Genomic DNA, 18458 nt, shown 5'->3' with positions numbered 1-18458 from the left:
CACAGGTGGAGAAGTATAGTCAGGCGTCAACCAGGCACGCGGTGAAAGGCATTAATCGTACGGTAGAGGAAAGGCAGGGGAAGAAAGCGACGGGCCGACAGGCGTCGGCCCGAAGGATCAGGAGACGTGCTGCAGGAACTCGCGCAGGCGATCGCTTGGCGGCTGGGTAATCAGCGCGTCGGGATCGCCATCTTCCGCGATGGTGCCTTTGTCGATAAAGATCAGGCGCGAGGCGACTTTCTGCGCGAAGCCGACTTCGTGGGTGACGATGACCATGGTCATGCCTTCTTCCGCCAGATCCTGCATCACCTTCAGCACCTCGTGACGCAGTTCGGGATCGAGCGCCGAGGTCGGCTCATCGAACAGCATCATCTTCGGTTTCACCGCCAGCGCGCGGGCGATAGCGACGCGCTGCTGCTGGCCGCCGGAGAGTTCAGACGGGAAGTGGTGCGCGCGCTCGGCCAGACCAACCTTCGCCAGCAGCTCGCGCGCCAGCTGGTGTGCGTCCGCTTTCTTTGCGCCGCGCACGCGGATCGGGCCGAACGCCACGTTATCCAGCGCGCTCATCTGCGGGAACAGGTGGAACTGCTGGAACACCATGCCCGCTTCCTGGCGGATCAAGCGCTCGTCGACTTTAGGATCGTTGACCTTCAGGCCGTCGACGATCAGCTCGCCGCTGCTGATCTCTTCCAGCTTGTTGATGCAGCGCAGCAGCGTCGATTTGCCCGAGCCGGACGGCCCGATAATCACTACCACTTCGCCCTGATTGATCTTCAGGTTGATGTCGTGCAGCACCTGGGTTGTGCCGAAGCTCTTGGAAACGTTTTTGAATTCAATCACAGGATTTTCATCCTTTTCTCAATACGGCGCAGCACAAAGCTCAACACCAGGGTAATAACGAGATAGATAATCGCCACGGCGCTCCAGATCTCCAGCGCGCGGAAGTTGCCGGCGATGATTTCCTGGCCCTGACGCGTCAGTTCCGCCACGCCGATAACGATAAACAGCGAGGTGTCTTTGATGCTGACGATCCACTGGTTGCCGAGCGGCGGCAGCATGCGACGCAGCGCCAGCGGCATAATCACGTAGCGCAGGGTTTCGCGACGCGACAGACCCAGCGCCAGGCCCGCTTCGCGGAAGCCTTTGTTGATCGACAGCACCGCGCCGCGCGTGATCTCGGCGATATAGGCGCCAGAGTTGATCATAATGGTCACCACCGCGGCGGTGAAGGGATCGATGCGCAGATCGGGAAACGCCATCGGCAGGGCGAAGTAGATAAACATCACCTGTACGACGATAGGGGTGCCGCGAATGATCTCGATAAAGACCAGCGCGAGATTATTGGCGATCCAGCCGCCGTAGGCGCGGGCAAAGCCGGCGACCAGGCCGATGATCAGTCCGCCGACCAGACCGAGCACCGAGATCAGCAGGGTCATTTTCGCGCCTTCAATCAGCACCGGCATAGCGGGCCAGATGACGCTCCAGTCAAACTCCATGGTGTGACTCCAGTTTTGTTGCGATGGAAAAAAGCAGGGAACGCGTCCCTGCCTAAAATTACGTCAAGACTTTCTTATTTAGGTTCGCTGCCAAACCATTTTTTGTAGATCTGGTTATAGGTGCCGTTCTCTTTCAGGGTTTTCAGCGCGCCGTTTACTTTTTCACGCAGCTCGTCGCTGCCTTTCGGGAACGCAACGCCATACTGCTGCGCTTCGATAGAGTCGCCTACCGCTTTGAAGCGGCCTTTGCCGGCGGTGTTAATGAAGTACAGAATATTCGGCGTATCGTGCAGCACCGCGTCAGCGCGGTTGGTACCCAGTTCCATATAGGCGTTGTCGATATTCGGGAACTGACGCAGGTCTTTGGTTTTAATATGTGCCTTCGCGTAATCGACCGAGCCGGTGCCGCTCTTCACCGCCACCACTTTGCCGTTCAGATCGTCGATGCCTTTGATGTCGTTTTCGTTGTTGCGCACCATCACCAGCAGGCCGCTTTTGTAGTAGCCGTCAGAGAACTCGATCGCTTTTTTACGTTCGTCGGTAATGGTGATGCCCGCCAGCGCCAGGTCGATATTGCGCGTTTGCAGTGCGGGAATAATGCCGCTGAAGTCCATCGGCTTCAGGGTATAGTCCAGCTTCAGCTCTTTGGCGACGGCGTCCCAAAGGTCAACGTCAAAACCTACATACTTATCGCCCTGCTTGAATTCAAACGGCACGAAAGCGGTGTCGGTGGCGACGATCAGTTTTTTTTCTGCTGCGGTAGAAGAGAGAGAGAAGGCCAGCGCCAGCGCGGCCACAGAGACTTTAAACAGTGACTTCATCATTTTTCCTTATTACTGCCCGGCCCGAAAGCGGTGTTTTCAGCTTACCATATGAAAAAACTATGCCAACTTTTCAATTCAGCCAGAATCAACAGCTTAAACCGCAAAGCTGACACGATTTTGCACTGGCAAAACCTTTTGCACCAAAAATGGGCACCATAATGGTGCGTAGTGAGTTTTTGGTGCAATCGCACCTTTGCATGCGGCAATAAGGGTGGGAAGAAGGGGAGTGCAGAAGTGTTATAGAGGTCAAAGAATGGTAATTTTTCTGTGATGCAGAGAGAAAAAAGGCGGGTCTCCCCGCCTGATAACGCTTTTCAGTTTTATTCGATGTTGGATTCAATGAACCACAGGAATTTGTCTAAATCGCGTGACGCTGCGGTAAAGATGTCAGCGGTGTCTTCATCTTTCACTTCGGAGATCGCTTTACGCGTGTCGTTGGCGACAATTGCGTAACGATCGGCCAGCGCCTTCAGGTGATCCTGCACGCTGTGAATGTTAAGCGGGTAGCTCTGCAGCGGCGTACGGTCGTTAACGACCTGGGTGGTGCCCAGCGCTACGCCGCCCAGCTGTACGACACGTTCAGCGATGGTGTCCTGATGATCGGTAATGGTAGTGCGGAAACCGTCCAGCATTTCATGTACGCCGATAAAATTCGCGCCGCGCATGTTCCAGTGCGCCTGCTTGGTAATCAGCGACAGATCGATAAATTCCACCACCAGACGGTTGAGCACCTCAATGGTGGCTTTTTTCTCGTCGTCAGCCACATCGTTACGGGTGTAAAGCAGATCGGAAGCGTTCGTTTTAACCAGTTTTGCGGTACTCATCGTATGAATCCTCTCTTTGATGGGTTGTCCTAATCAAGCACGGGAATAAGTATAGCAGCAGCTGGCGTGTTTGCAGTATTGAGCTTATCGATGGCTGAAATAGATAGCATTTACGGATAAGGCTTAAGCGTAAATATGGGCAGCGCATTAGCGGCAACAGCAGGGCCGTGAAATAAAGAAGCGAATTAACAATTAGTTAAATCTGAAGATGCGGTAAAGTTCAACAGTATGTTTCAGAATAATAATATTAATGTGTATTGCTGGTTAAAATAAAGCCAGCGGGAGCCGGCGAATATTATCCGCCGGCGACAGAAGCCGACGGAATAGCTTATTGCGGCGGTGGCGTGTTTATTTTTACTTCTTTCAGCTGATTATTTTTGGGCTTTAGCGTCAGCGTCGCGCCAGCGGACGCCAGGATGATTGCCAGCAGGCCTGCGCACTGCTTCAGCGACAGCGTTTCCCCCAGGAACAGAATGCCCGACAGCGCGGCCACTGCGGGTTCAAGGCTCATCAGGGTGCCGAAAATGCGCGCCGGCAAACGGGTCAGCGCTACCATCTCCAGCGCGTAGGGAATGGCGCTGGAGAGCAGGGCGACCAGCAGCGCCACAGGGATCACGCTCCAGTGCCAGATGCCCGGCTCGGCGAAGGTCAGTCCCAGCGGCACAAAGATCACCGAGGCGATCAGCGACCCCATCGCCACCGTCGCCGGGCCGTGCTCCGCGCCCGCACGCGGACCCGCCAGAATATAGAGCACCCAGCAGGCGCCCGCGCCGACCGCCAGTGCCGCGCCCAGCGGATCGATCGTCTTCATACTGTCGCCGAACGGTAGCAGGAACCACAGGCCGGCCACCGCCAGCACCACCCAGATCAGGTCCAGCAGGCGGCGCGTGCCCAGCAGCGCCAGCGTCAGGGGACCGGTGAACTCCAGCGCCACCGCCACGCCCAGCGGCACGGTACGCAGCGACAGATAAAACAGAAAGTTCATGCAGCCCAGCGCCAGGCCGTAGATCAGCAGGGGCAGGCGCTGCTCGCGCGTGAAGCGCAGCCGCCAGGGTTTGAAGATCGCGCACAGCATCAGCGTGCCGAGGCCGAGGCGCAGCGCGGTAATGCCGGTGGCGCCCACGGCGGGGAACAGCGATTTCGCCAGCGACGCGCCGCCCTGCAGCGACAGCATGGCGATCAGTAGTACAGCGACCGACAGAGCCGGGGCTGCGTTTTTATCGGAGAGAGAAAGAGACATCCTGTACACGCGTCCTGATAGTCAACACAGAGGTAACAAAGGGTGCCAGTTTAATGGAAGCGAAGGGAAAAACAGAGAAGACATTCAGCAAAATCCGTTGGCGACTGCGTGAAATTTAACCCATTTCAGGGCCATTTACGTAAAGAAACGTCAGGTTTTTTTAGGATTTTACTTAAACGACAATTTTTATTGCGGGAAATTCATTGCAGTTTAATGACGCAAAATATAAGTAAAATGAATAACATAGGAAACTTCATTAACTTTCTGTTACACCAAACATTCTGTTAGACAATAATTTGCGGGCAGAGTTTCTTGCTGAGTTTTGTTATATTTTTAGCGTTGTCAGGAGAGAAGTATTATCACATTTGAGGTGGTTATGAAAAAAATTGCATGTCTTTCAGCACTGGCTTGTGTTCTGGCAGTTTCTGCGGGTTCCGCAATGGCGCAGAGCACAGTCACCGGCGGTTACGCTCAGTCCGACTATCAGGGCGTGGCTAACAAAGCGAACGGTTTCAACCTGAAATACCGTTACGAAGACGGCTCTAACCCACTGGGTTGGATCGGTTCTTTCACCTACACCGAAAAAGATCGCACTGATTCTGGCGTGTACAACAAAGGCCAGTACTACGGCTTCACCGCAGGTCCGGCTTACCGTCTGAACGACTGGGCGAGCATCTACGGCGTAGTAGGTATCGGCTACGGCAAATTCCAGCAGAATGACACGGTTGTCCGTGACAAATCTGACTCCAGCGACGTGGGCTTCTCCTACGGTGCCGGTCTGCAGTTCAACCCGTACGAGCAGTTTGCTATCGACGTGGGTTACGAGCAGAGCCGTATCCGTAACGTCGACGTAGGTACCTGGATTGCTGGCGTAGGTTACAGCTTCTAAGTTCTTGCTTAGACCAGTTACAAAAAAACGGCCCTTCGCGGCCGTTTTTTTTATGCTTTTTGCGCGACAGCAGCTGCTAAAAAAGGCGCATAGCAAAACAGCCCTGACCGGAGAGGAGGGCTGTTAAGAAGCGCGAGCGCGTTAACCGCGCCAGATAAGATTAGGGCAGTTGCGGTTGGCGCGTTTGCTGCCAAGCAGTTTTTCAACCAGCATCAGGCGCAGGGAAAACGGGGAGCGGCTCAGCAGGCAAAGCCATGACTTCAGCGATGCGGATGAAGCCGGTGTTTCAGTCTGGAAGCATTTGCCGCACTCAAGGCAGCATTTCAGGGTGCTCATATCGACCTCCCAATCAGTAACGTCGTAATAGCAGGCAGAGCCCGGCGACATACAGAAGAAACAGCAGTAATAACAGATAAGGATCCTGCACGATCGTTTCTCCATTGCCAGCGCGTTTGCCTACAATATCAACAAATATAGCACTGGCTATACCCTGTAGCCAATGCTATTTACGAAAAATTTGAGCTTCTTTGTGCCTGGTTTACAATGAGCGCAGCAAATCCGTCTCGCTGCGCGGGTACGGAGAATAATAAAGAGGAAGCTGAATGAGTCGTCGTGCCAAAACTGGGGTGTCCGCGCCGCAAGGACCCCTGAAAGATATCGAAGAGCATGTCGAAGGATTTCGACAGGTTCGCGAAGCGCATCGCCGCGAACTGATCGATGACTACGTTGAGTTGATCTCAGATTTAATCGGTGAATTCGGCGAAGCGCGCCAGGTGGATATGGCGGCGCGCCTGGGCGTTTCGCAGCCTACCGTGGCGAAAATGCTGAAGCGCCTCAGCAGCGGCGGGCTGGTTGAGCAGGTTCCCTATCGCGGCGTGTTTTTAACCGCGGAAGGGGAGAAGCTGGCGGCGGAAAGCCGCGCCCGCCATCATATTGTCGAAACCTTTCTGCTCGCGCTCGGCATCAGCCCGGAAACCGCGCGTCGCGATTCTGAAGGCATCGAGCATCACGTTAGTGATGAAACCCTGGCCGTATTTCAGAAATTCTACGAAAGCCGCAGTTAACCTCTGGATGGTGCACCATGTCGACCCTGCTGCGCTCTTTTTTGCACGATCGTCTTCTGCATCTGCTGCTGGCGCTCGGCGCGCTGCTGCTGCTGCTGGCGGACTTCCGTTGGCCGGATCTGCCTCGCGCGGTGGACTGGCACACCATCGTTACCCTGACGGGCCTGCTGCTGCTGACCAAAGGGCTGGAAACCAGCGGCTATTTTGACGTACTGGGCGCGCGGCTAATCGGCCGCTTCCGCCACGAGCGCGCGCTGGCGCTGTTTATGGTGCTGGCCGCGGCGCTGCTGTCGACCTTTCTCACCAACGACGTGGCGCTGTTTATCCTGGTGCCACTCACCCTGACGCTGCGTAAGTTTTCACGCCTGCCGCTATCCCGATTGATCATCTTTGAGGCGCTGGCGGTTAACGCCGGCTCGCTGCTGACCCCGGTCGGCAATCCGCAAAACATCCTGCTGTGGAGTCACGGCAAACTCAGCGTGGCGGGGTTTATCGCGCAGATGGCCCCGCTGGCGATCTGGCTGTTGTTGACGCTGCTGGCGCTGACGTGGTTCAGCTTTAAGCCGCGCGCCATTGAGAAGCATGGCAACGACGACGCGCGCCAGTGGCAGAAGCCGCTGTTCGCCCTTAGCGTGCTGCTCTACCTGGTGTTTGTCGCCGCGCTGGAGTGGCAGATGACCGGCTGGGCGCTGCTGCTGATTATCGGCTGTTACCTGCTGATGGCGCGCAGGGTGCTGACCACCATCGACTGGAGCCTGCTGGCGGTTTTTATCGCTATGTTTATCGACGTCTATCTGCTGACGCATCTGCCGCTGGTACAGCGTCACTTCGATGCGGTGGCGCATCTGGGCGACGGCGCCATTTATCTGCTGGCTATCGGGCTGTCGCAGGTGATCAGCAACGTGCCCGCCACCATCCTGCTGCTGCAGAAAATCCCGCCGTCCGAGCTTTTCGCCTGGGCGGTTAACATTGGCGGTTTCGGGCTGCTGCCGGGTTCCCTTGCCAACCTGATTGCGCTGCGCATGGCGCAGGATCGCCGCGTCTGGTGGCAGTTTCATCTCTTCTCGCTGCCGATGCTCGCCTGGTCGATGCTCTGCGGCTGGCTGCTGCTGCGCCTGCTGTCCTGACTTGCGCTGCGCTTAAAAAAATGTTGCAGGTTGTGCCTCTTTTGTCGGGAAAGGTCAAGAAACGCTGGAAAATGTCAGTTTTTTATCTACTGTTGATCTGACCTTTTATGCCCGGGAATTAGGGCGTTAGCCATGCGGAACTGACTATGAGCGAGAATGAGAAACGCGGATCCCATCAGGATGATGCAGAGAACGCGCAGCAGCCTTCTAATGACCAGTCTGAACAAAACAATAACGATGAGCCAGAACGCAAAAGGCCCGGCAAAAAACCGCTGATTATCCTCGCGATTGTCGTGGTGATCATGCTGATTGTCGGTTTCTGGTTCTGGTTCACCACCCGTAATCAGGAGACCACCGACGACGCCTTTACCGAAGGTGACGCGGTCACTATTGCCCCGAAAGCCTCTGGCTACGTGGTAAAGCTGCTGGTCAACGATAACCAGCGGGTGAAAAAGGGCGATCTGCTGGTAGAAATCGATCCAAGTGATACCCTGGCCCAGCGCGATCAGGCGAAAGCGCAGCTCGGGCTGGCGCAGGCGCAGCTGCATCAGGCACAGGCGCAGCTGGCGCTGTCGAAGGTGCAGTACCCGGCGCAGCGCGACCAGGCGCTGGCCGACCAGGCGAAAGCCCAGGCTAACCTGCTGAATGCGGAAGCGGACTATCGTCGTCAGCGCGGCGTCGACCCGCGCGCCACCAGCCAGCGCAATATTGATACCGCCGCCGCGCAGCTGCGCTCGGCTCAGGCGCAATTGCAGAGCGCCAAAGCGCAGGTGGAAGTCGCCTCACAGGTGGCACTGCAGATCCGCCAGCAGGAAACCAACGTCGAGGCACGGCAGCAGCAGGTGGCGCAGGCGCAGGCGCAGCTCAACACCGCCGAACTGAACCTCTCTTATACCCAGGTGCGCGCGCCCTATGACGGCTTCGTCACCAAACGCAACGTCCAGCTCGGCACCCTGGTGCAGGCGGGCAGCTCGCTGTTTTCGCTGGTGTCGCCCGATATCTGGATCACCGCCAACTTTAAAGAGTCGCAGCTGGCGCGTATGAACCCAGGGGATAAAGTGGCCATCAGCGTCGACGCCTGGCCCGATATGCAGCTGGAAGGGCACGTCGACAGCATCCAGATGGGCTCCGGCTCGCGCTTCTCTACCTTCCCGTCGGAGAACGCCACCGGCAACTACGTTAAGATCGTGCAGCGCGTGCCGGTGAAGATCGTCATTGATAAAGGGCTGGATCCCAACCATCCGCTGCCGCTCGGCCTGTCGGTGGAACCGAAGGTGACTGTGGAATGAGCCAGTCGCAGAGCTGGCAACCCTCCAGCAATCCCTGGCTGGTGGCGGTGACCGTCACGCTGGCGGTGTTTATGGAGATCCTGGACACCACCATCGTTAACGTGGCGCTGCCCCATATTGCCGGCTCGCTCTCATCCAGCTACGACGAATCCACCTGGGTGCTGACCTCTTATCTGGTGGCGAACGGCATCGTGCTGCCGATCTCCGCCTTCTTTAGCCGCCTCTTCGGCCGCAAGCAGTTCTTCCTGATCTGCATCGTGATGTTTACCATCTGCTCGTTCCTGTGCGGCATCGCCACCGAGCTGTGGCAAATCATCCTGTTCCGCGTGCTGCAGGGTTTTTTCGGCGGCGGCCTGCAGCCGGTGCAGCAGTCGGTGCTGCTTGACTACTTTAAGCCAGAGGATCGCGGCAAAGCATTCGGCCTCTCCTCGATCGCCATCATCGTCGCGCCCGTTATCGGCCCGACGCTTGGCGGCTGGATCACCGATAACTACAGCTGGCGCTGGGTCTTCTTTATCAATATTCCGGTGGGCATTCTGACGGTGCTGGCGATCTACCAGCTGCTGGAGGATCCGCCGTGGGAGCGCAAGTGGGCGAAAGGGCGGCTGAAGATCGACTACATCGGCATTGGTTTGATCACCCTCGGCCTCGGCTGCCTGCAGGTGTTCCTCGACCGTGGCGAAGATGAAGACTGGTTCGCCTCGCACTTTATCGTGCTGTTCGCCACCCTGGCGCTGGTCGGCATCGTCGGGGCGATTTACTGGCTAATGTATGCACGCAAGCCGGTGGTGGATATCCTGGTAATGAAAGACCGCAACTTCTGGGTGTCTGGCCTGCTGATGGCGGGCATGGCGATGATCCTGTACGGCAGCTCGGTGGTTCTGCCGCAGCTGGCGCAGCAGGATCTCGGCTATACCGCCACCTGGTCGGGGCTGGTGCTGTCGCCGGGCGCGATCCTGATTGTGCTCACCATTCCGCTGGTGATCAACCTGATGCCGCGCATACAGACGCGCTACATCATCGCCTTTGGCTTCAGCTGCCTGGCGCTGGCGTTTTTCTACTCCTCGACCCTGACGCCGGATGTGGATTTTAAAACGCTGGTGCTGATGCGCAGCGCGCAGTCTATCGGGCTGGGCTTTCTGTTCGTGCCGCTGACCACCATCGCGTTCGTCACCATCCCGCAGCGCCTTAACGCCGACGCGTCGGCGCTGTTTACCATGTTCCGCAACGTAGCGGGCTCTATCGGCATTTCGCTGTCGACAGCGGCGATCACCGAGCGCGAGCAGGTGCGCTCGGCGCATATGGTGCACAACATGTCGCCGCTCAACGAGCCGTTCAATATCACCGTGCAGCACTGGGCGCAGGCGATCCGCGACTTCACCTCGGCGGTGGGCGATCCCGCGACGCTGGCGACCGGCCAGCTCTATCAGGAGATGGTGGCGCAGTCGCGCATCCTGGCATATATCGACGTTTTTTCGGGCCTGAGCATCGTCGCCCTGATCTTGATCCCATTTTGTTGGCTGCTGTCGCCGATTAAGAGCGAAGGCAGCGCAGGAGCACACTGACATGAAGGTTATCTCTACTCGTTCGCTGAGGCCGCTCAGCCTGCTGACGCTGGCGCTCTGGCTGGCGGGCTGCGCCGTCGGGCCCGATTATCAGGCGCCGAAACCGCAGCTGCCCGGCGGCTATCATCAGCTGGACGCGCAGCAGGCATCGAAAACCGCGCCGGGCGCCGTCAATGCGCGCTGGTGGCAAACCTTTAACGATCCGCAGCTCAACAGCCTGATCGATCGCGCTATTGAAGGCAATCTGACGCTGCAGCAGGCGGTGTTGCGCATCGCGGGCGCGCGTCAGGAGCTGGCGCAGGCGCGCGGCGGCCTGTTTCCCAGCCTGAACGGCAGCGCCAAAGTCACGCGCCAGCAGCTGGGTCTGGAGGGGCTGCTCAAGGCGAACGGCGTCACCGACCAGCTCGACAGCGACACCGCCAGCCAGCTCAGCAGCCTGGAGCAGCCGGTCACGCTTTATCAGGGCAGCTTTGACGCCAGCTGGGAGCTGGATCTGTGGGGCAAAGTGCGCCGTCAGGTCGAGCTGGCAGACGCGCAAACCCAGGCGGCCGTAGAGCAGCGCAATGACGCGCTGGTGTCGCTGGAAGCGGAAGTGGCGCGCGCCTACCTGCAGCTGCGCGGCGCGCAGGCCACGGTCGCGACGCTGGAGCAGCAGATTGCCGTGGCGCAGCAAAGCTGGGAGCTGACCCAGAGCCAGCAGCGCAACGGCCTCGCACCGCTGACCGATGTGGAAAACGCGCGCGCGCAGCTCAGTTCGCTGCAGGCGCAGCTGCCGCAGTATCAGTCGCAGGCGCGGCAGGCGATGAACGGTCTGGCGGTGTTGCTGGGCAAAACGCCGGGCGCGCTGGATAACGAGCTGTATGCGACGAAGCCGATGCCGGCGTTGCCGCAGATGGTGCCGGTCGGCATTCCCGCCACGCTGGCGCGGCGGCGTCCCGACATCCGCCAGGCGGAAGCGACGCTGCATGCCCAGACGGCGAATATCGGCGTCTCAGTGGCGCAGCTTTTCCCCAGCCTGTCGCTCACCGGACAGCTTGGCGTGCGCAATACCGACGTCAGCTACCTTGATAACTGGAGCAGCCACTTCTATTCCGTCGGCCCCTCGCTGTCGATCCCTGTTTTTCAGGGCGGCCGGCTGGTGTCGAGCGTGAAGCTGGCGCGCGCGCAGCAGGCCAGCGCGGCGCTCGACTATCGTCAGACAGTGCTGACCGCGCTGCAGGATGTTGAAAACGCGCTGGTAAGCTATCGCGCCGATCAGGCGCGCGTCACGGCGCTGGATGAAACCACCGGCTCGCTGCAGCGCGCTTTCGATCTGGCCAGCGACAGCTACCGCCAGGGCATCTCAACCTTTATCGACGTGCTGGACGCGCAGCGTCAGCTGGCACAGGCGCAGGAGCAGGCGACCCAGGCGCGCATGCAGAGCGCGCTCGATCTGGTGGCGCTCTACAAAGCGCTGGGCGGCGGCTGGGAGAGCTACCAGAACGTGACGCTGCCGCAGTTCGACGTCTTCGGCCCGGCGACGCAGGCCAACTGAGTCTGCCGCAATAGCGGCTGCGGCAGGCGCCGCAGCCCGCTTGCTCGACGCGGCTATTTTTCCGCTTCTTTCTATGAAATAAACATTCCTTTTTTCATTTCCTTTCGGATAAGAGAGAGAAGATAATCTCTGTACGTAAAGCGTTGCAGGGGATATTTGTGATCTGTTATACAAAATGAGGCGGAACATATGACTCACCGCGCAAAACTAATATTTCATATTTTGTTTACACGATAGAAATAATCTATTTTCACTGGACACCTGCACACCATCGGGAGAATACATGTCCAGAGAACCCTACCTTACGCTGAATAAAGCCTCAGGGCCGAACAGCACCACCCGCACCGAGCCCTTCGTCAAAGTCATCGCCGTGGTCGCCACCCTGGGCGGCCTGCTGTTTGGTTACGACACCGGCGTGATTTCAGGTGCGCTGCTGTTTATGGGCCCCGAACTCAATCTGACGCCTTTTACCACAGGACTGGTCACCAGCAGCCTGCTGTTTGGCGCCGCGTTTGGCGCGCTTATCTCCGGTCATTTCGCGGCGGCGGCCGGACGGAAAAAAATTATTCTGGTACTCGCCATCATCTTTGCCATCGGCGCGCTGGGCACCTCGATGGCGCCGGATGTAGAGTGGATGATTTTCTTCCGTCTGGTGCTCGGCGTCGCGGTCGGCGGCGCGGCGGCGACCGTGCCGGTCTATATCGCGGAGATCGCGCCCGCCAACCGGCGCGGTCAGCTGGTGACGCTGCAGGAGCTGATGATCGTCTCCGGCCAGATGCTGGCCTATATCTCCAACGCCGGTTTTAACGCCGCGTGGGGCGGCGAAACCACCTGGCGCTGGATGCTGGCCGTGGCGACGCTGCCAGCGGTGCTGCTCTTCTTCGGCATGATGTTTATGCCCGATACGCCGCGCTGGTATGCGATGAAAGGACGTCTGGCCGAGGCGCGTAAGGTGCTGGAGCGCACCCGCGCCCGACAGGATGTGGAGTGGGAACTGACGGAGATCGAAGAGACGCTGGCGGAAGAGGAGCAGCAGCGGCCGCGCCTGCGCGAGCTGCGCAAGCCCTGGCTGTTTAAGCTGTTCTTTATCGGCATGGGCATTGCGGTCATCCAGCAGCTGACCGGCGTCAATACCATTATGTATTACGCGCCGACTATGCTGAAGGCGGTTGGCATGGACGACAGCGCCGCGCTGTTCGCCACCATCGCCAACGGCGCCATCTCGGTGCTGATGACCTTTGTCGGCATCTGGCTGCTGGGCAAAATCGGCCGCCGCACCATGACGATGCTGGGCCAGTTCGGCTGCACCGCCTGTCTGGTCTTTATTGGCGCCGTCACCTTTTTTATGCCGGAAACTATTAACGGTGAACCCGATATGCTGCGCAGCTATATGGTGCTGCTTGGCATGCTGATGTTTTTGAGCTTTCAGCAGGGGGCATTATCGCCGGTCACCTGGCTGCTGCTGTCGGAAATATTCCCGACGCGCCTGCGCGGCATTTTTATGGGCGGCGCGGTGTTTGCCATGTGGATCGCCAACTTTCTTATTTCGCTGATGTTCCCGGTGCTGCTGGCGAGCGTCGGGCTGGCGGGCGCGTTCTTTATCTTTGCGCTGGTCGGCATTGCGGGCGCGATATTTGTAATAAAATGCGTACCGGAAACGCGTAACCGCAGTCTCGAGCAGATTGAACATTATCTGCATGAAACGCTCTCTCGCGATGCGGCGCCTGCTCACGAAGCACTTGGACGGCCGTTAAATAAAACTTCATAATAAAAAGTTATCAATTCGCTCCTGAGCCGGCTTAACCGCCGGCTTTTTTTTATCCATTTTTCGCGCTGCATCACCTTTTTCAGGCCATGCGCCTGCGATTCTTCGCAAACCAGGCCATGCAGCGTCCATCAGGCACTATTTGCAAAACATAAAGCGTAAAGGCGTTTTATATCCACTTTTTTCCCGCATGCCACGCTATTAACCTGGGCGGCAGGCAATGAAAACGATTTCAGCTGCGCGTTTTTATCGCGGCGACTGCTGTTAATTCATCGTTAATAATGCAGCCAGGATCGTCAGGTTTTTTGCTGGGAAAATTAACGCTTATGCTTCAGAATTTTCCGTAGACGAAAATTAATTTATTTTTTTATTTGAATTGGGTAATCTTGTCGCTACAGTTTTATTAAACCCCTTAGTCAAGGACATTGTAAAATGAGTGACGCATTTAAAGTTCTGAACAACATTCGCACATTGCGTGCTCAGGCGCGCGAACTGCCGTTGAGCGATCTGGAAGAAATTCTGGAGAAATTAACCGTCGTCGTCACAGAACGCCGCGAAGAAGTGGAAGCTGAAGAAGCGCAGAACCGCGAAAAAGAAGAAAAGCTCTCTAAATATCGCGAAATGCTGCTGGCCGATGGAATTGATCCGAATGAATTACTGGGCGCGCTGGAAACCGGTAAAAAACGCGCCAAGCGCGCGCCGCGTCCGGCCAAGTATTCTTACACCGACGAAAACGGCGAAGAAAAATCCTGGACCGGCCAGGGCCGTACTCCAGCGGCAATTAAAAAGGCGCTGGACGCCGGCAAAAGCCTCGACGATTTCCTGATCGGCTAAATTTCCCTCATCCTTGCAAGCGGTAGCCGGTGGCGTCACAGCCATCGGCTTTTTTATTTTTCCCCCGCCGCCAGCGGTTTGCCTCTGCCCGCACGCCTGGCGCTGGCATGCGTAAGGCGATGTCTGGCATAATGGCCGCCGTTTTTTCCTCCACTCAGCCATAAAGGTTAATGCCGTGTTAGTAAGCAGCAATATCACCATGCAGTTTGGCAGCAAGCCACTGTTCGAAAATATCTCCGTAAAATTTGGCGGGGGTAATCGTTACGGTTTAATCGGTGCAAACGGCAGCGGTAAATCCACCTTTATGAAAATCCTCGGCGGCGACCTGACGCCCACCGGCGGAAATGTCTCTTACGATCCCAATGAGCGCATCGGCAAGTTAAGACAGGACCAGTTTGCGTTTGAACAATATAGCGTGCTGGACACCGTCATCATGGGTCACCATGAATTGTGGGAAGTAAAGCAGGAGCGCGATCGCATATATGCGCTGCCGGAGATGAGCGAAGAGGAAGGCTATAAAGTGGCGGACCTCGAAGTGCTCTACGGTGAAATGGATGGTTACACCGCTGAGTCGCGCGCAGGCGAGTTACTGCTGGGCGTCGGTATTCCGGTTGAGCAGCATTATGGCCCGATGAGCGAAATTGCGCCGGGCTGGAAATTACGCGTGCTGCTGGCGCAGGCGTTATTTTCCAATCCCGATATTTTGTTGCTGGACGAACCGACCAACAACCTGGATATTGACACCATTCGCTGGCTTGAGCAGGTGCTGAACGAGCGTGAAAGCACCATGATCATCATTTCGCACGACCGCCACTTTTTGAATATGGTCTGCACGCACATGGCGGATCTGGATTACGGCGAATTACGCGTTTATCCCGGCAATTATGACGAGTATATGACGGCGGCCACCCAGTCGCGCGAACGCTTATTAGCGGACAACGCCAAGAAAAAAGCGCAGATTGCCGAACTGCAGTCTTTTGTCAGCCGCTTTAGCGCCAACGCCTCTAAATCGCGTCAGGCGACCTCGCGCGCAAAACAAATTGATAAAATCAAGCTGGACGAAGTGAAAGCCTCCAGCCGTCAAAACCCCTTTATTCGTTTTGAGCAAGAGAAGAAACTGTTCCGTAATGCGCTGCAGGTGGAAGCATTACGTAAAGGTTTCGATAATGGCCCGCTGTTTAACAATCTTAACCTGCTGCTGGAAGTGGGCGAGAAGCTGGCGGTCATTGGCGCCAACGGTATTGGTAAAACCACCCTGTTGAAAACCCTGGTAGGGGAAATGGCTCCCGACAGCGGCAGCGTTAAATGGTCAGAAAATGCGCGCATCGGTTATTACGCGCAGGATCACGCCGCCGACTTCGCCGACGACCTCAGCGTCTTCGACTGGATGAGCCAGTGGAAGCAAGAGGGTGACGACGAGCAGGCGGTGCGCAGCATTCTGGGGCGTCTGCTGTTTAGCCATGATGACATCAAGAAACCGGCGAAGGTGCTGTCGGGCGGTGAAAAAGGACGCATGCTGTTCGGCAAGCTGATGATGCAGAAACCGAACATTCTCATCATGGATGAACCGACCAACCACCTGGATATGGAGTCGATTGAGTCGCTGAACATGGCGCTGGAGATGTACGAAGGCACGCTGATCTTCGTTTCCCACGACCGTGAGTTCGTCAGCTCGCTGGCGACGCGCGTGCTGGAGATCAAAGAGGACCGCGTGGTGGACTTCACCGGCAACTACGAAGACTATCTGCGCAGCCAGGGTATTTACTGATTCGACAGGCTATGTGGGGTAGCGAGAGTTACCCCATGGCGGTTAGTTCAGGCGCGAACGCAGGTGGCATGGCCCGATCGCAAAGTCGCTTAAGCATCCATGCCGCTCGGCCCGCGCCATCCCTGGCGCGGGACGCTTTGTTTTTCGGGCCATGCCGCCTGCTTTGAAGCTTATTTGCTGGCTGCCGGTAAACCACAGACTTCGCAGTGCGCATCCTGCGCCACCTTCACGCTGCGGAACTCCGCGCTCATCGCATCATACATCAGCAGCCGCGACGTGGCGGGCGTGCCGAAGGCCGTCAGCACTTTAATCGCCTCCATTGCCTGCATCGCGCCGATCACCCCGACCAGCGGCGCCATCACTCCCGCCTCCACGCAGCTTAGCGTCTGCTCGCCAAACAGGCGGCTGATGCAGCGATAGCAGGGCGTGCCCGGCTGCCAGCTAAACACGCTAATCTGGCCCTCCATACGGATCGCCGCGCCGGAAACCAGCGGCACGCCACGCGCGCGACAGAGCCGGTTAAGCTGTTCGCGTATCTGCACGTTGTCGGTGCAGTCGAGCACCACCTGCTGCCCGGCGATCAGCGCCTCAAGTCCGGCATCGTCCAGCAGGCCGTTAACCGTTTCGATCTGCACATGAGGATTTATTGCCGCCAGGCTCTGCGCCGCCGAGTCGACCTTGGCGCGGCCGATATCAGCGTCGTGATGCAGGATCTGTCGCTGCAAATTCGACAGGGCGACGGTATCGAAGTCGAGCAGCGTCAGCACGCCGACGCCCGCCGCCGCCAGGTAGGGCGACGCCGCGCAGCCCAGCCCGCCGAGGCCGACAATCAGCGCGCGGCTCGCCTTCAGCCTTTCCTGACCGTCGAAGTCAAAGCCGCGCAGTACGATCTGGCGGTTGTAGCGCAGCATCTCTTCATCACTGAGTTCCGGCAGCATTTACCCCTCCAGCAGCGCGTTAAACGGCTCAATCTCCACCCATTCGCCCGGCTCGACCGCGCCGCGATCGCGCTCCAGCACGATAAAGCAGTTGGCGGCGGCGAACGAGCTAAAGACGTGCGAACCCTGATGCCCGGTGCTGCTCACCTCCAGCTCGCCGTCCGCGCCGCGGCGCATGATGCCGCGCTGGAAGTCGAGGCGGCCAGGGGATTTCTTCAGGCGCGAGGCGGCGCGCGCGCGCAGGCGCGGCGGCAGCGGCGAGGCGTGCTGGCCGGTCAGGGCGGCGAGCAGCGGCTGCACCAGCTGATAGAAGGTGACGGCGGCCGACACCGGGTTGCCCGGCAGCCCGCAGAACCAGCTGCTGGCGAGACGGCCAAAGGCGAATGGCTTGCCCGGCTTAATAGCCAGCTTCCAGAAGGTGATCGCGCCCAGCTCATCCAGCATGGTTTTGGTGAAATCCGCTTCGCCCACCGACACGCCGCCGGTGCTGATCACCACATCGGCCTGACGATCCGCCTCTTCAAAGGCGCGGCGCAGCGCCTGCGGATCATCTTTGATAATGCCTAAATCGAGAACCTCACAGCCGAGCTTGTGCAGCATCAGCGAGACGGCAAAGCGGTTGGTGTCGTAAATCTGGCCCGGCGCCAGTGGCTGGCCCACCGGCTGCAGCTCATCGCCGGTGGAGAACACCGCTACGCGCAGCTTGCGCAGCACGCTGACCTCAGCGATGCCGAGCGAAGCGAGCAGCGGCAGCTCCGCCGCGCCGAGGCGTACGCCCGCCGCCAGCACCGGCTGGCCGCAGCGGATATCCTCGCCGATCAGGCGGATATTCTGTCCCGCCTGCACCGGCGCATTAATCACAATGCCCCCGTCGACTTCGCGGGTCTCCTCCTGCATCACCACCGCTTCGCAGCCGGCCGGCACCGGCGCGCCGGTCATAATGCGCACCACGCTGCCCGGCGGCCAGTCGCCGCTGAAGGGGGCGCCGGCGAAGGCTTTGCCGGCGACGCTGAGCGGGCGATCGGGGTGAAGATCGGCCAGCCGCACGGCATAGCCGTCCATCGCGGAGTTGTCGAACGGCGGCACGTCAAGGGGCGAGGTGACCGGCAATGCGGTAATGCGGCCCGCGGCGTCGGCCAGCGGCACGCTAAGGCGATCGCGAAGAGGCTGAAGCTGCGCCAGCATTTTCGCCTGCGCTTCTTCCAGAGAGATGAGCCCTGCGGTAAAGCTTTCCATGGTAATAACAACCTGCGTGAAGAGAGTAGCTGCTTATTATGGTGCTAATCGCCAGCGGAGTCACA

Annotated in this window: 17 protein-coding genes; 9 read left to right on the top strand and 8 right to left on the bottom strand. The window is 58.1% G+C overall.

What is annotated here, in order from left to right; translation table 11 throughout:
• Positions 1–117: 117 nt before the first annotated feature.
• The 5 genes from glnQ to rhtA form a co-directional block, all read right to left on the bottom strand.
• Entirely contained in the window at positions 118–840 is a 723-nt protein-coding gene (gene glnQ / locus B2J69_RS02525; protein ID WP_081136020.1) for a glutamine ABC transporter ATP-binding protein GlnQ, read from the bottom strand.
• Positions 837–1496, bottom strand: a complete 660-nt coding sequence (gene glnP / locus B2J69_RS02520; RefSeq protein WP_081136017.1) for a glutamine ABC transporter permease GlnP — start codon at positions 1494–1496, stop codon at positions 837–839. Before glnP ends, glnQ begins: the two co-directional genes overlap by 4 nt.
• Positions 1497–1570: 74 nt before the next feature.
• A complete protein-coding gene (glnH, locus tag B2J69_RS02515; protein WP_048786446.1) occupies positions 1571–2317 on the bottom strand; it encodes a glutamine ABC transporter substrate-binding protein GlnH in 747 nt (248 codons plus the stop codon).
• Between the two features lie 323 nt (positions 2318–2640).
• Positions 2641–3144, bottom strand: a complete 504-nt coding sequence (gene dps / locus B2J69_RS02510) for a DNA starvation/stationary phase protection protein Dps (RefSeq protein WP_081136014.1) — start codon at positions 3142–3144, stop codon at positions 2641–2643.
• Between the two features lie 328 nt (positions 3145–3472).
• A complete protein-coding gene (rhtA, locus tag B2J69_RS02505; RefSeq protein ID WP_081136011.1) occupies positions 3473–4384 on the bottom strand; it encodes a threonine/homoserine exporter RhtA in 912 nt (303 codons plus the stop codon).
• Between the two features lie 376 nt (positions 4385–4760).
• On the opposite strand from rhtA, the gene ompX reads away from it, so the two are divergent.
• Positions 4761–5273, top strand: coding sequence for an outer membrane protein OmpX (gene ompX, locus B2J69_RS02500; RefSeq protein ID WP_081136008.1), 513 nt, complete (start codon positions 4761–4763; stop codon positions 5271–5273).
• A gap of 141 nt (positions 5274–5414) precedes the next feature.
• On the opposite strand, the gene B2J69_RS02495 is transcribed toward ompX, so the two are convergent.
• Complete coding sequence (locus B2J69_RS02495; RefSeq protein ID WP_081136367.1) at positions 5415–5609, bottom strand: hypothetical protein; 195 nt, start codon at positions 5607–5609, stop codon at positions 5415–5417.
• A gap of 266 nt (positions 5610–5875) precedes the next feature.
• Between B2J69_RS02495 and mntR the strand changes: the two genes are divergently transcribed.
• The 8 genes from mntR to B2J69_RS02455 all read left to right on the top strand — a co-directional run bounded on the left by mntR (position 5876) and on the right by B2J69_RS02455 (position 16219).
• Positions 5876–6337, top strand: a complete 462-nt coding sequence (mntR, locus tag B2J69_RS02490) for a manganese-binding transcriptional regulator MntR (protein ID WP_081136005.1) — start codon at positions 5876–5878, stop codon at positions 6335–6337.
• 17 nt (positions 6338–6354) lie between these two features.
• Entirely contained in the window at positions 6355–7464 is a 1110-nt protein-coding gene (locus tag B2J69_RS02485) for an SLC13 family permease (RefSeq protein WP_081136002.1), read from the top strand.
• Positions 7465–7610: 146 nt separating this feature from the next.
• Positions 7611–8753: an HlyD family secretion protein gene (locus tag B2J69_RS02480; RefSeq protein ID WP_081135999.1), complete on the top strand. Its 1143-nt coding sequence runs from the start codon at positions 7611–7613 to the stop codon at positions 8751–8753.
• On the top strand, positions 8750–10318 hold the full coding sequence (locus tag B2J69_RS02475) for a DHA2 family efflux MFS transporter permease subunit (protein ID WP_081135997.1): 1569 nt from the start codon (positions 8750–8752) through the stop codon (positions 10316–10318). Before B2J69_RS02480 ends, B2J69_RS02475 begins: the two co-directional genes overlap by 4 nt.
• A 1-nt stretch (position 10319) precedes the next feature.
• Entirely contained in the window at positions 10320–11852 is a 1533-nt protein-coding gene (locus B2J69_RS02470) for an efflux transporter outer membrane subunit (protein ID WP_081135996.1), read from the top strand.
• Positions 11853–12135: 283 nt separating this feature from the next.
• Positions 12136–13620 (top strand): sugar porter family MFS transporter, encoded by a 1485-nt coding sequence (locus B2J69_RS02465; RefSeq protein WP_081135995.1) that lies wholly within the window; start codon positions 12136–12138, stop codon positions 13618–13620.
• A gap of 429 nt (positions 13621–14049) precedes the next feature.
• Positions 14050–14451, top strand: coding sequence for an H-NS family histone-like protein (locus B2J69_RS02460; protein WP_081135993.1), 402 nt, complete (start codon positions 14050–14052; stop codon positions 14449–14451).
• Positions 14452–14626: 175 nt separating this feature from the next.
• The gene (locus tag B2J69_RS02455) at positions 14627–16219 is read left to right on the top strand and encodes an ABC-F family ATPase (RefSeq protein WP_081135991.1); all 1593 of its coding nucleotides are present in this window, start codon (positions 14627–14629) and stop codon (positions 16217–16219) included.
• A 170-nt stretch (positions 16220–16389) separates the two neighbouring features.
• Here B2J69_RS02455 and moeB read toward each other — a convergent pair whose 3' ends face one another.
• A complete protein-coding gene (gene moeB / locus B2J69_RS02450) occupies positions 16390–17157 on the bottom strand; it encodes a molybdopterin-synthase adenylyltransferase MoeB (protein WP_081135989.1) in 768 nt (255 codons plus the stop codon).
• Positions 17158–18393, bottom strand: coding sequence for a molybdopterin molybdotransferase MoeA (gene moeA, locus B2J69_RS02445; RefSeq protein WP_081135987.1), 1236 nt, complete (start codon positions 18391–18393; stop codon positions 17158–17160).
• Positions 18394–18458 lie beyond the last annotated feature (65 nt).

Origin of the sequence: Pantoea latae (assembly GCF_002077695.1) — a bacterium.
Classification (GTDB): Bacteria; Pseudomonadota; Gammaproteobacteria; order Enterobacterales; family Enterobacteriaceae; genus Pantoea; species Pantoea latae.
Note: the sequence above shows the minus strand (reverse complement) of the source record. Positions and strands in the feature narration are given on the sequence as shown.